The sequence below is a fragment of the Pseudomonas graminis genome (assembly GCF_004364335.1).
Lineage (GTDB): Bacteria > Pseudomonadota > Gammaproteobacteria > Pseudomonadales > Pseudomonadaceae > Aquipseudomonas > Aquipseudomonas graminis_D.
In genome coordinates, this window is record NZ_SOCR01000006.1 from 267594 (window position 1) to 279790 (window position 12197).

At 61.4% G+C, this 12197-nt stretch carries 11 protein-coding genes; 2 read left to right on the forward strand and 9 right to left on the reverse strand.

Annotation, left to right across the window (positions count from 1 at the left end):
* The first annotated feature begins 30 nt into the window (after positions 1-30).
* The gene (locus EC919_RS13395; protein WP_133774596.1) at positions 31-996 is read left to right on the forward strand and encodes a metal ABC transporter ATPase; all 966 of its coding nucleotides are present in this window, start codon (positions 31-33) and stop codon (positions 994-996) included.
* Between the two features lie 8 nt (positions 997-1004).
* Here the strand turns inward: EC919_RS13395 and EC919_RS13400 are convergent, their stop codons facing one another.
* The 7 genes from EC919_RS13400 to msbA all read right to left on the reverse strand — a co-directional run bounded on the left by EC919_RS13400 (position 1005) and on the right by msbA (position 9334).
* Positions 1005-1817, reverse strand: a complete 813-nt coding sequence (locus EC919_RS13400; RefSeq protein ID WP_133774598.1) for a hypothetical protein — start codon at positions 1815-1817, stop codon at positions 1005-1007.
* Between the two features lie 67 nt (positions 1818-1884).
* Complete coding sequence (locus EC919_RS13405; protein ID WP_133774600.1) at positions 1885-2595, reverse strand: hypothetical protein; 711 nt, start codon at positions 2593-2595, stop codon at positions 1885-1887.
* Positions 2595-3569 carry a glycosyltransferase gene (locus EC919_RS13410; RefSeq protein WP_133774602.1) on the reverse strand — a complete coding sequence of 325 codons (975 nt, stop codon included), beginning with the start codon at positions 3567-3569 and terminating at the stop codon, positions 2595-2597. The genes EC919_RS13405 and EC919_RS13410 overlap by 1 nt, the downstream gene beginning before the upstream one ends.
* A 73-nt stretch (positions 3570-3642) precedes the next feature.
* Complete coding sequence (gene hldE, locus EC919_RS13415) at positions 3643-5067, reverse strand: bifunctional D-glycero-beta-D-manno-heptose-7-phosphate kinase/D-glycero-beta-D-manno-heptose 1-phosphate adenylyltransferase HldE (RefSeq protein WP_133774604.1); 1425 nt, start codon at positions 5065-5067, stop codon at positions 3643-3645.
* A 151-nt stretch (positions 5068-5218) separates the two neighbouring features.
* Entirely contained in the window at positions 5219-6622 is a 1404-nt protein-coding gene (locus EC919_RS13420; RefSeq protein WP_133774606.1) for a PIG-L deacetylase family protein, read from the reverse strand.
* Between the two features lies 1 nt (position 6623).
* Positions 6624-7520 (reverse strand): GNAT family N-acetyltransferase, encoded by an 897-nt coding sequence (locus EC919_RS13425; protein ID WP_133774608.1) that lies wholly within the window; start codon positions 7518-7520, stop codon positions 6624-6626.
* On the reverse strand, positions 7514-9334 hold the full coding sequence (msbA, locus tag EC919_RS13430; protein WP_133774610.1) for a lipid A export permease/ATP-binding protein MsbA: 1821 nt from the start codon (positions 9332-9334) through the stop codon (positions 7514-7516). The genes EC919_RS13425 and msbA overlap by 7 nt, the downstream gene beginning before the upstream one ends.
* A gap of 121 nt (positions 9335-9455) precedes the next feature.
* Here msbA and EC919_RS13435 point away from each other — a divergent pair, with 121 nt between their 5' ends.
* The gene (locus EC919_RS13435) at positions 9456-10097 is read left to right on the forward strand and encodes a lipopolysaccharide kinase InaA family protein (RefSeq protein ID WP_133774612.1); all 642 of its coding nucleotides are present in this window, start codon (positions 9456-9458) and stop codon (positions 10095-10097) included.
* Here the strand turns inward: EC919_RS13435 and EC919_RS13440 are convergent.
* Together EC919_RS13440 and EC919_RS13445 are read right to left on the reverse strand one after the other, a co-directional pair.
* Positions 10066-10959, reverse strand: a complete 894-nt coding sequence (locus EC919_RS13440) for a lipopolysaccharide core biosynthesis protein (RefSeq protein WP_133774614.1) — start codon at positions 10957-10959, stop codon at positions 10066-10068. The two genes, EC919_RS13435 and EC919_RS13440, sit on opposite strands and share 32 nt — an antisense overlap.
* Positions 10946-12154, reverse strand: a complete 1209-nt coding sequence (locus EC919_RS13445; RefSeq protein WP_133774616.1) for an O-antigen ligase family protein — start codon at positions 12152-12154, stop codon at positions 10946-10948. The genes EC919_RS13440 and EC919_RS13445 overlap by 14 nt, the downstream gene beginning before the upstream one ends.
* Positions 12155-12197: the final 43 nt, after the last annotated feature.

Here is a 12197-nt window from a genome sequence, read left to right on the forward strand (position 1 = left end):
CGGCCGACCCCAACGCAAGAAGGAGCCGATATGCCGCGAACCCTGATTCGAAAGAACCCCAGCAACTTCAAGACCCTGCCGTTATTTGTTGAAGCCACCCCGGAAAGCCTGACCTACCAGAGCATCGGGATGCCGCTGAATTTCACCCAGACCCTGGCGCGGCGCCGCAAGATCGACGTAGAAAACAGCGAACGGTTTTCCACCGAACTGGCCAACCTCGGCGTCTCGGTGCGCCTGACCCTGCGCTGGCAGAACCGCGATTACTGGGTGCTGGTTCGCCAGCGACGTCAGGACCGTGGCGACGTGGTGCTCAAGCTGATCTCCGGCTACGTTCCCGCCCACGAGCTCAACCTGCCGTTGCACACGGCGGTGCAGGAAGTCGCCGAGGAATGCCTGATCGAGACGCCACAAGGCTGGCTCGGTGGGCGCTTCAATGACACCTGGCTGCCAGCGCCCTATGCGGCAGCCCTGCATTACCGAGAGGCAATGCCCTTCCGCCTTACCCCTCTCTCCGGCGCGGCGCTCCCTGTACGCTGCGGCAGCCTGACCCTGATCGAGCGACCCCGCGCTTATGTGCACTTGCCGACCGCCTCGTTGCAACTGATCTACGACATGCGCCTGGAAGTGCCGAAAGAGGCTCGTCCGCTGAGCCTTTTCCACGTCGATGAGAGCCTGGAGAACAACGAGCTGGTGGCGCGCCTCAATCGCAGCAAGCCGGATCTGTACCTGATGCCGCTGGAAAACGGCTCGCCCCTGCCCGAGCTGTACACCCTGAAGAACGACAAGCTTTCACCCGCGGGCACGCGCGGGCTTTATCTGGCCGAGAGCTTCGCTCCGCAGGAAGGCTGGGTGGTGCGCGATGAGCGTATTCGCTGGAAGGACTGGCTGGTGCAGCAGGGCCTCACACCGAAGAAGAAGCCCAAGTCAGGGCTGACCAAACTGCGGATCAAGGCACGGCGGCTGGTCAGACTGGTTCGCAGCGGCCTGCACAAGTAAGGCACAGCTCAGCTCTTCTCGGTGAGGCGTTTGTCACGCCAGGTCCGCAGCCGGGCGAAAAAGTGGAAGTAGCGGTTCTCACGCTTGCCCATTCCCCGCTTCGGGGAGAACGACTCCTCGGCGAAGGCGCCGGTGATGCGCACACGCGAAGCGGTCGTCGGCAGCGTGCAAATGCGGGCGTCAGCCTTGAGCAGCGCGTACTTGAGCAAGCGCTCCGAGTGCAACTTGCGGCCTGTCGCTTCGCAGAACTCGAAGATACGCTCGATCCGTTTGCCATAGGCTCGGTACACGTCGCGGCCGCAAATCGCGAAGCGATCATTCAACCCGCCCCACCACTGCCAGTCCGGAATATAGGCGTTAAGCCGTCGTGCGTGCGGCGAGTGAAAGACATAATCCGGCAGCGGCGAATGAAAGAAGTTGTCCGGACGCACGAACACCACGAAGTCCGGATCGAACGACTCCATCATGCCCGTCACGGTGTGCAGGGAATTGAGCTGATAGATCAGATTGCGCAGGGAGACATGCTCGTCGCCCCAGGTGTCGCCCATCGCCTTGACCCGCTCAAAATCCCAGCGATCCAGCACGCCGTCGGTGGATTCGAGAACCCCTGTCATCGGCTGGAAAACGTCGTAGTTCTGCGCCTTTAGCGCGCCCTTCTCCGCCGAGCGCTGGTTGTGCACCTCGTCGATCTTGTAGAGGTGGTAAAAGCATCTGACGTTGCTGCCCTTCGGCAACTGGCCAAGGACGTTTTCCTGAATGGAGGGAAAACAGATTTCCGAGTTTCGCGGGATACCAAAAAACGCGACCGCAATGTTCAGCACTGACAAACTCTCCGGGATCAATGGCGATGCGCCTGGACACGCGCGCTCATGCGGCGGACGGGCTCGTTCATTTACGACATAACAGCTTGCGCCACCAGCTCCGGGGCTTGAGGGCGATTACTTCGACGTCGGCGCCCAGCAGCCAGTTGCGCTCATAGTCCCAGGCGTGTCCGCCCCAGAGCTTGCCGGCTTCGTTGGAAAAACCCAGGGTCATGAGCCTGTAAGGGTAACCGCCATGGACGCGCAGCCAGTCAAGCAGCACCAGGACGTTGAAACCCGTGGAGGGGCCGACGAAGCGCTTGCCGTTGGGGCGATCGACCGGGTAGTGCTCGGCCAGTGCCGGCAACGGAATGCGGTCCCAATACAGCGCGACGTCAGGCAGCGGGCACAGGGGCACGGCGCAGCCCACCAGCAGCGTGAAGCAACGCGCCCCAGGTTGGGCGGCGAGTTTTTGTACTTCAGCTGATGCGGGGAGTCCGAAGAAATAACAGTCCGGCGCATTGAAGCCGTGCACGAACAGGTTGACGCTTTCAGGCTTGAGCAGCGCGGCCTTGATGCACAGGTTGAAGCTGACCACCACATCGTCCGCGCCCACGCCCAGGGCATCGAAATCCGCCTGGGTGATGGCGGGGTTGTTGGCAATCAGGATGACCCGAGCAGCGTTTGCCAGGCACTGGCGCAGCGCAGCGGGCAGCGCGCCGAACGCGTCCTGATCGGCGCCAGGCAACGCGATGGGTTTACTGGCCGCGACGCTGTCGTGGCCTGACGGCAGCGTCATCAGGCCGGCACCTGCATGCCATGGCGCAATCTGACCCAGGTACGAATCAACGCGGATGGACGCCGCCATGGGCGCATTGGCCGCTGAATTTCATCGGCCAGATCACGGCCCACGCGGGCAAAGGCATAGCGTTCTTCGGCGAATTTTTGCCCTTCGCTGGCAATGCGAGCGGCGAGATCAGGGTCGCTCTGCAGCAGACGGACTTTCTCCACGGCTTCGTCTTCGGAGCGGTAGAACATGACGTTGCGCCCTTCCTCGAACCCCAGCAGCTCGTCCTCTTCGCCCTGACTCCACGCGAGCAGCACGCAACCGCAGGCCATGGCTTCGAAATTCTTGATCATGAACTCGCCCATGCCGATGTCGGCACTGACGAATATCTTGATGCGATTGAGGGTTTCAAGGTATTCGGCGCCGGAGGCCGTGCGCGTCACCAGCATGCCGGCGCGCTGCGCGAGGTTTTCCACCAGTTGCTTGCGCTGGGAATACTCGCGGCTTTTCAGGCTGCCGAGAAAGCCCACAGGGATGTCCCGATGGTGCCCGAGATTGCGCAGCATTTCCTGGTCATAGCCCTTGGAAACGAACACCGCATCGATGCCTTCGCCGCGCATGCGTCGCGCGACCACCGCGCCCGACAGCAGCGCGCGACTCCACGGCAGCTGCCGATAAAGGCGCGAATACATGCCGTGGTATTTGCTGGCGCTCATGTAGTTCTGATATGCATCGTGCTCAAGAAAAATCAGCCCCGGAATGCACTTAAGCACCGCGCGCTGGCGAGCAAGCCGTTTGACCCGGGAGAAGATCACCACCCGGTCGTAGCGCTGATAGTCGACCGAGGCCAGAAACGGCCCGAGATTCAGCTGCTGTTGCTTGCTCAGGCGAAAGATGACGCAGTCGTCACAATGCTGCCGTACGGTGTCGTACAAGCCGTCCAGTATGACGCGCTGTTCATCCATCACCAGTAACATGACTTTCATACGTTCATATACCGAACTGCGAATACAAAAATGGCAGCGGCAAGGGATGCCACTCTGCGCTGCGGGCGTCGGATCAGTCCTGACTGCGGATCTTGTCGACGATGGCTGTCGTCGAGCTGTTGGCGACCAGTCCCAGCACTTTCACGGTGCCGCCATACGAGCCGACGATGTCAGCGCCGACGACCTGATCAACCGAGTAGTCCCCGCCCTTCACCAGCACGTCCGGACGCACATGGGCCAGGAGGTTCTCCGGGGTGCCTTCCGGGAAGCTGATGACCCAGTCCACCGCGCCCAGACCTGCCAGCACGGCCATGCGTCGATCAACGCTGTTGATCGGGCGGCCCGGGCCTTTCAGGCGACTCACCGAGGCGTCGTCGTTGACCGCCACGATCAGCCGGTCGCCCTGCGCGCGGGCCTGTTCCAGATAGGTGACATGGCCGGCGTGCAGAATGTCGAAGCAGCCGTTGGTGAACACGATGGTTTCGTTGTGGGCACGGGCATCGTCGATTGCCAGCAGTAGCTGATCGAGGGTCAGCACACCACGCTCGGAACCTTCGGCGCGCTGGATGGCGCGACGCAACTCGGGCGCGCTGATCGCCGCCGTGCCGAGCTTGCCCACGACGATGCCCGCCGCCAGGTTTGCCAGCGCGACCGCGTGCGGCAACTCCTCGCCCGCCGCAATGGCTGCTGCCAGCGTGGAAATAACCGTGTCACCAGCGCCGGTCACGTCGAAGACTTCTCGCGCGCGGGCCGGAAGATGCAGCGTCGGCTGGTCGGGGCGCAGCAGGGTCATGCCGTGTTCGCCACGGGTGACCAGCAACGCCCCCAGATCGAGCTCCTTCATCAGCGCCGCGCCTTTGGCGACCAGCTCTGACTCATCGACGCAATGGCCGACGATGGCTTCGAACTCACTGAGGTTAGGCGTGATCAGACTGGCGCCACGATAGATCGCGAAGTCTTTGCCCTTCGGGTCGGCCAGAACAGGAATACCACGGTCACGGGCTGCTTTGATCAGGACTTGATGATTCTTCAGCGCGCCCTTGCCGTAGTCGGACAGGACCAGCACTTTGATGCCGTCGAGCAAAGCATCGACCTCAAGGCTCAGGGCTTCGGGGTCAGTGGTAAAGGGTTCTTCGAAGTCGATTCGCAGGAGCTGCTGGTGCCGGCTCATGACGCGCAATTTGACGATGGTGGGCTGGTGGGCGATGCGCTGGAAACAGGCGGTGACGCCAGCGGCCTTGAGGCTGTTGCTCAGGCTGTCGGCGGCTTCATCGATGCCGGTGACGCCGACCAGTGAGGCCTTGGCGCCCAGCGCTGCAATGTTCAACGCCACGTTGGCAGCACCGCCCGGACGGTCTTCGATCTGGTCGACTTTGACCACCGGAACCGGTGCTTCAGGGGAGATTCTGGAAGTGCCACCGTGCCAGTAGCGGTCGAGCATGACGTCGCCGACAACTAACACTTGAGCCTGATCAAAACGCGGCATGGACAACTTCATCGAACAACCCGTGGCAGAAATGGACAAGGACGGAATCTTAGCACAGCGATCAGCGCTGGCTGGCCGGTTGGCCGCGAATCCCTTAGTGCTTCAAACAGCGCTTCGAATGGCGCTTTAAATGGTGCAACGAATGGCGCATCGACTCTTGCAATTACGGGCGCGGAAAGCGGCGGACCCAGAACACCTCATGCCGCCGTACGGCCTTGCGGAAGAATTCGTCGTCTCCCGTCAGCGGCCATTCGCGACCGGCCAGCCAGCGTTGAATCTGCCGGCGCAGGCGCTTCTTCAAAGGTGGTGGTCCCTGAAGATCGTGCTGCATCGCCAGGGCCATGGCCTTATCCAGCTGCACGTCCGACCCGAGCGACGTACTCCACAACTGATCAACCGACGGCGCTTCAACAAACGGCGGCAGCGCGACGCCTTTACCGGCCAGCCCCATCGGCCAGCGGTCGTTGTCGTGCAGGTGATTGGCGTAGAACAGCGCCACGTCCGGCGTGTGCGCGCTTCTGCTCACTGCTTCGTATAACGCCTGAGTCGTGGCGATGTGGTCAGCGTGGGGATCGAGTTCCGGGTGCGGCATGACAATGACGTCCGGCCGATAGGCGTCCAGCAGTGCAGCGAGGTCGGCCACGAGATTGTTCCAGGTCGGCGTGCCATCCTGGTCACCCGGCAACGGCACAGGGTTGTGCTGCCGCGCGCTGCGGATGTCGGTCTCTGCCGAATCGCGAGAACCAAAAGGCTGATCCGGTGACTGGGCCATGGCCGGCAGTTGCAGGCAGTAATAGCCCAGTTGCACGCACCGACTCTGGGGCACACCGCCCCACAGCGGAATCGCCAGACTGTCCCAGGTGCGCAAGCGCCCCTTGAGTCGCGCGGCATCGGCGCGGTTCAGCCCCAGTTGTTCGTAGCGTTCGGCCTCGATTTCGCCCTGAGTCACCGTCACGATGCTGCAGTCGGCGGCCTGGCTGTACAGGCCAAACGCTGCCAGTTCGGCATCGTCGGCGTGGGGCGCGAGGATCATCAACCGCTGCTGGCGGTAATCCGGGTTGCTCAGCACGTACAAACGGGCTGCGCTGGAGATGCGACAGAAACCACCTTTAAGACGCAGCGTACTGTCGGCAACGACGTCTCGCTGCCCGGTGAGGTTCACATAGCGACGCCCGGCAAAACCTCGTTCGAAATCCTGACGGTCGTCGCCTGCCAACACGTACGGGTCCAGCCAGCGACCGAGCCAGCTGCTGCGCAGGTCGAGCTCCAGCAGCAGCGTTTCGCCTTCGCCCAATGGCTCGCTCAGTTGCAGCATGCCGTTGACGACCGAGACAGCCTGCGCCTGAACAGCGTCGGGAAAATGATAGCGGTAATCGCTTTTGGGCGAATAAAACAAATGGTCGGAGAACCAGGCTTCGTGGGCCACCCACGCGGCGACGATCAGCAACGGCACCAGCCACCACGCGACCCAGATGCCAATGCCGATCAGCAGCACCAGACCGATGATCAGCGCCAGGCGCTTGTTGCGCCGATGTCGTTTCAGAAGCTGCTGCTTGCGCCCTGACATGTCATCCAACCTTGTAGACAGGCACCGTCTGGCACCAGCGGTCTTTATATTCGCGATCGGAGCGGCCAAAGGAATAGCGCAATGGCTTGTTCACCGCCCTCGCGTCAGCCCACGCATTCTGGGTGTTGACGAAGCTCAGCACGCTGCCGGCGCTCAACGCCTGATGGGCCGGATCGACGCCGCCGTTGATGTATTCCACCGACACCCAGTGTGGCGACTCGACCCTGTACAGCACCTGAGCGGCAATGGGCTTGCCCTCCAGCAGAATCATCGAGCCGGTCATGAACTCGCGCATGAGCTCGAACACCTTGGCCAAGTGATCCTTGCCCGGCACATCGAAGCCCCAGCGCGCGTGAAACAGGCTTGAATAGATGCGGGCTTGTTCCTCGGACGTGAAATCCAGCATCGGCTGCACGACCCCGCCCGCCTCCTCAAGCAAACGCTGCTCGCGGCGCTGGTTGTAGCGGAATTTCTTGGAGTAATCCTCGGGCGCGCGGGCGATCGCCAGGCTCTCGGGTTGCGGCTTGAGGGTGTCGATCTGGCCAGCGTTCAGCTCCGACACATAGCTCATGCGCTGGCGTACTGGCACTGTCACGCCGGGCGCAATCGGCAGAATAATCTCCGCATTCCCCAGATCAAAGAAACGCCGATCACGCTGCTTGAGCACCTTTTTGGCCAGCGCGAGATCCCGGCCCCAGCAGGCAACTGCAGCGACGACGTTGCCGTCTTGCAGCCAGCCCAGGTAACGCACCGGAATATCCGCAAGCCCGGCAAGACGCTCGATCACCTGCGGGTGCGTGGCAACGCTGCCGCCGAACTGCTGCCACGCGGTGGCGTAGGTCGATGCATCGATCGGGGTCCAGCCTCGCTCACGCCATGCGCGCAAGTGACTCAGCATGCATCGACTGCCCGGTCGATTTCGACAGGCTCGTCTTCTTCGAACTGTGTGGCATGCAGGCGGGTGTAGTAACCGTTCTTCGCCAGCAGCTCGGCGTGGGAGCCGCGCTCGACGATGCGGCCTTCGTCCATGACCAGAATCACGTCGGCTTTCTCGATGGTGGTCAGGCGGTGGGCGATCACCAGCGTGGTACGGCCCTGCATGACCTTCTCCAGGGCTTTCTGGATATGGCGCTCGGATTCGGTATCCAGCGCCGAGGTCGCTTCATCGAGAATCAGCAGCGGCGCATTTTTCAGCAGTGCGCGAGCAATCGCCAGACGCTGGCGCTGGCCGCCGGACAACAGCACGCCATTCTCGCCGACGAGGGTCTGGTACTGCTGGGGCAACTTGTCGATGAACTCATCGGAATAAGCATCAGCCGAGGCTTTCTTGATGTCTTCCAGCGGCACGCCGGCCAGATCGCCATACGCGATGTTGTTGGCGATGGTGTCGTTGAACAGCGTGACGTTCTGGTTCACCAGGGCGATCTGCCGGCGCAGGCTGCGCAGGGTGTATGCCTGGGTTTCGACGCCATCAAGGAGGATCTGGCCCTGCACGTGATCGTAGAAACGCGGAATCAGGCTCGCCAACGTGGATTTCCCGCTGCCGGAACGGCCCACGAGCGCGACCATCTGGCCGGCTTCGGCGACAAAGCTCACGTCGTCCAGCACGCGTTTTTCCGTGCCCGGGTAGGTGAACGTGAGGTTTTTGACCTCCAGACGGCCAGAAACCTTGTCGCGTTCTACCGTGCCCAAGTCCTGTTCGGTCTCCTCATCCAGTTGCTCGAAGATGCTTTCTGCACCGGCGACGCCTTTCTGGATGGTGGAGCTGACTTCAGACAGCTGACGGATCGGTTTGGGCAGCAGGCCAGCCATGGTGATGTAGGCCACCAGATCGCCCGCCGAGGAGTCGCCGCGCAGGTAAAGGACCAGAAACATCACGATGGCCATGCCGCTGTAGGTGACCAACTGCAGCATCGGCGTGTAAACCGCGCCGGTTTTGGTCATCGCCAACTGCTTTTTGGTATTGCTGCGGCTGGCCTTTTCGAAGCGGGCCTTTTCGTAGTCTTCGCCGCCGAAGCTGCGAACCACGCGATAGCCGTGGATGGTCTCGGACGCCACGTGGGTCACGTCGCCCATGGCCACCTGAATCTTCTTGCTCTGCTTGCGAAACTTCTTGCTGGTGCTGTTCACCATGACCGCGATCAGCGGCAGTATCGCCAGCATCACCAGGGTCAGTTTCCAGTTCATCCACAGCAGCGCGCCGAACAGGAAGATGACTGTCATGCCTTCACGAATCACGACCTTGATCGCATCCGTAGCAGCGCCGGTGACCATGGTCACGTTGAAGGTGATGCGCGAGATCAGGTGCCCGGAATTGCTGTTGTCGAAGAATCGGTTGGGCAGGGTGAGCAATTTGTTGAACAGCACGACACGCAGGTCATGCACCAGTCCGAGGGAGACTCGGGCCAGGAAGAAGTTGCCCAGATACGAGCCGGCACCTTGCCAGGCCGCGATCAGCACGATCATCAGCGGCACCGCCTGCAGCAATTGCAGGTGACCGATATAGGGGTTGCCGGGGAACAGGCTGGCCTCGGGATTAGCGAGGCCATCGACGAAGTATTTGAGGATGTAGGCGAGCATCGGCTGGGTGGACGCAAAGATAAGAAAGCCGACAATGCTCAAGCAGAAAAGGCCGATGTACGGCCGCACATAGGTCAATAGACGAAAGTAAATCGCCAGGGTCGTTTTAGCTTGAGGATCAGGACTGCTCATGGGAATCCGCACGAAAAAATTAGGCGGGCATGGTAGCACAACCCATATTTGTCGACCCCTGCCGCGACCCAAGCGGGGCCGACTCGGGTAACATGCCGCATTTGTTCAGGTAAGTATGCCGATGCATCCAATGGAACACAGCGCCTATCTGGCCTTGCGAGAAAACGCCACCGTGCTCGAAGCGGACGGATCCGGGGACAAGGTTCTGTTGCTTGAGGACGGCACCATTCTCAAACTGTTCCGCCGCAAGCGCCTGATCAGCTCGGCCTTGCTGTTTCCCTACGCGCAACGCTTCGCCGACAACATCGACGCCCTCAAAAAACGCGGCATTCCCTGCCCCGACGTCATCGCTACCTATCGAATTGCCAGCATCAGCCGCGACGGCGTGCGCTACACGCCGCTGCCCGGCCTGACCATCCGCCAGGTACTGAAAAAGCACGGTGAAAGCGCGCCACTAAGGGCTGAACTGGGTACGTTTATCGCCCACTTGCACGATCGCGGCGTCTACTTCCGCTCGTTGCATCTGGGCAACGTGATCCTTACCCCCGAGTCGAAACTGGGGCTGATCGATATCTCCGACATGAAGTGCCAGCGTAGAAGGTTGAGCGACTCGAAGCGGCTGCGCAATTTCCAGCACCTGCTCAGGTACAAGGAAGATCGCGCGTGGCTGGTGGAAAGCGATGCGGGCGTAGCGTTTATTTCGGCTTACACCAAAGGCCGGAGCGCCCACTTCACGGCGCGGTTGACGGCGCTGTTTGCGTAGACGCGTCGGGCTGAACGCCCAACAGCTCGTCGAGGCGCTGCAGGGTGATTTTGGGAATGACCCGCTCCGGCATGCGACTGACGCTGGATAGATTGAACACCTGCATGCCGGTTCGGGGCAGGATCTTGCGGGCCATCAGCGCGAAGCTCGGCAGGATGTATTGCTCGAAATCCTCATCCAGACTGCTGGGCAAAGCGGCTTCTCCCTTCTCGTAAAAGCGCCCCCCGCTCTGGCGCAGGTCCATCCCGACCACGAACACCTGACGAAACCCCAGATGACCGACCAGCTGCAAGGCGCCAAAAGGAATGGTTCGGCTGCCGAAATAGCCGCGTTTGAGGTTCAGGCTGAAGCCGATGCGGTTGGGCTTGCGGCGCAACAGGGAAAAGTTGGAGATCAACTCGTCGTCGTTGCGGATTGACCACGCATAGGCCCGATCCGACATGACGGTCTTGCCTTCCTGGCGATTGACTCGCTCCAGCAGATAGATCTTCTTGCCGATCAGGGCCGTGGCGTCGGCCGAGTGAATCGCCTGAAGCACATCCAGACTCATCGCCAGATGCTCGCCGTGGCTGACGCCCATCAGCGCCAGTGCGGGCCGGCCGATAACAAAATTCGGGTCGTCACACAGGTAGTAGAAAGGCCGAATACCCTCGTCGACGCAGCGCACGATCGAGCCGTTCATGGCGACGACCGGCACGCTCCGGTAACGGGGAAGCGGAAAATCGTTCGCCGAGGGCCCGGACGCCAGCAGCAACACCGGCCCTGTGACAGAACTCCGGGACTGCGCGAAGTCCTGCAGGCAAACTTCCAGATCAAGCCCTACCAGCCAGCGTTGTTCGCCACGCGCTTCAACCCTCAGCACGCCGCGCCTCCCGGGAGATCGCGACCGCGCCAGCCAGCGGGAGCCAGAGCCATTCCCACACCAGATTGGGTGAGCCGACGAAGGTGTGCAGCTCAACCGTCATCACCACACCAACAGAGCAGAGGATAGCCAGCCAGAGCCGGGCGATCTCCGAGGTCTGGCGCGCTTGCGCCAGGCAGGCGCCGGCGTGCAGCATCGTCGCCAGCAGCAGCGCCAGACCGACGATGCCGAACTGGTAGAGCACCTCGAAATACAAGCCATGGGTGTTGCGCACGACTTGCCCGGTGGAGAGGTGAACGTCCCCGAGCGGCGTACCCGCGCCAACCCCGAACCACCAATGGCCGGCCAGTCGCTCGAACACGGCGAGCCAGACTTCGTTGCGCCCCGTCACGCCGCGGGTCTGCACCTCATAAGCCAGCTCGCTGAAGCCGAATATCAGCACAAGCGCGATGACGATAGCCGCCGGGATCAAGATGTTGCGACGCAATTTGCCACTGGTCATGGTGCCGAGCAGGACCATCCCGCCGACCGATGACGCCAGCCAGGCGCTGCGCGCGAAAGTGAAATAGATGTAGGTGGCAATAAGGGCGCAGCACAGCAGCCAGAGGACAATTTCGGCACGGCGTCTGGAACGTAATGTCAGCCAGATCCCCGCCAGCAGAAACAGGCCGTAGTTCATGCCGGCAACGATGGTGTTACCGAAATCCGCCACATCGGTCACACCCGAGCCGGCCAGTGACATCTGCCGATAGCCCAGGACGAACGCGCCGTGGATGGCCAGGTTGAGCATCGAAAATGCGGCGAACAGCGCGACCACTGCTACCGATATCTTGAGGATTTTTTCCCAGTCGAAGGTGCCGCTCGCCCGTATCACGCCAACGCCGATGAAAAACACCAGGATGAGCAGAAGCCGACGCAGGGATTTCATGTCGTCGCCTGCCATGAGGCTGTTCATCAGCAGATAGGCGAACAGCAGCAGGACGGTGTAGGTCAACGGACTGACTGAAAATGATCGCCGACTCAGCGCCGGCGCCGCGCAGAGCAAGGCAATGACCAGCGCCGCGCGAATGAACGCCGCCCAGGAACTTGACTCACCGGGCCACCAGAACGGCCCCAGAAATATGATCAGCATCACCACTGCAAGCAGTAAACCTGCAATGTAACCCGCACGCGCCGGCAAATTTTTTACAACCATTCCAATCCATATCCTGTGCTATGCAGCCGGGTGTTCATTGCTA

Bases quoted from the DNA above. Each gene is read 5' to 3' on its own strand.
- EC919_RS13420 (WP_133774606.1), bottom strand. From the start codon at position 6,622: ATGTCAGGGCGCAAGCAGCAGCTTCTGAAACGACATCGGCGCAACAAG.
- EC919_RS13435 (WP_133774612.1), top strand. From the start codon at position 9,456: ATGCATCCAATGGAACACAGCGCCTATCTGGCCTTGCGAGAAAACGCC.
- hldE (WP_133774604.1), bottom strand. From the start codon at position 5,067: ATGAAGTTGTCCATGCCGCGTTTTGATCAGGCTCAAGTGTTAGTTGTC.
- EC919_RS13405 (WP_133774600.1), bottom strand. From the start codon at position 2,595: ATGACGCTGCCGTCAGGCCACGACAGCGTCGCGGCCAGTAAACCCATC.
- EC919_RS13395 (WP_133774596.1), top strand. From the start codon at position 31: ATGCCGCGAACCCTGATTCGAAAGAACCCCAGCAACTTCAAGACCCTG.
- EC919_RS13410 (WP_133774602.1), bottom strand. From the start codon at position 3,569: ATGAAAGTCATGTTACTGGTGATGGATGAACAGCGCGTCATACTGGAC.
- EC919_RS13445 (WP_133774616.1), bottom strand. From the start codon at position 12,154: ATGGTTGTAAAAAATTTGCCGGCGCGTGCGGGTTACATTGCAGGTTTA.
- msbA (WP_133774610.1), bottom strand. From the start codon at position 9,334: ATGAGCAGTCCTGATCCTCAAGCTAAAACGACCCTGGCGATTTACTTT.
- EC919_RS13425 (WP_133774608.1), bottom strand. From the start codon at position 7,520: ATGCTGAGTCACTTGCGCGCATGGCGTGAGCGAGGCTGGACCCCGATC.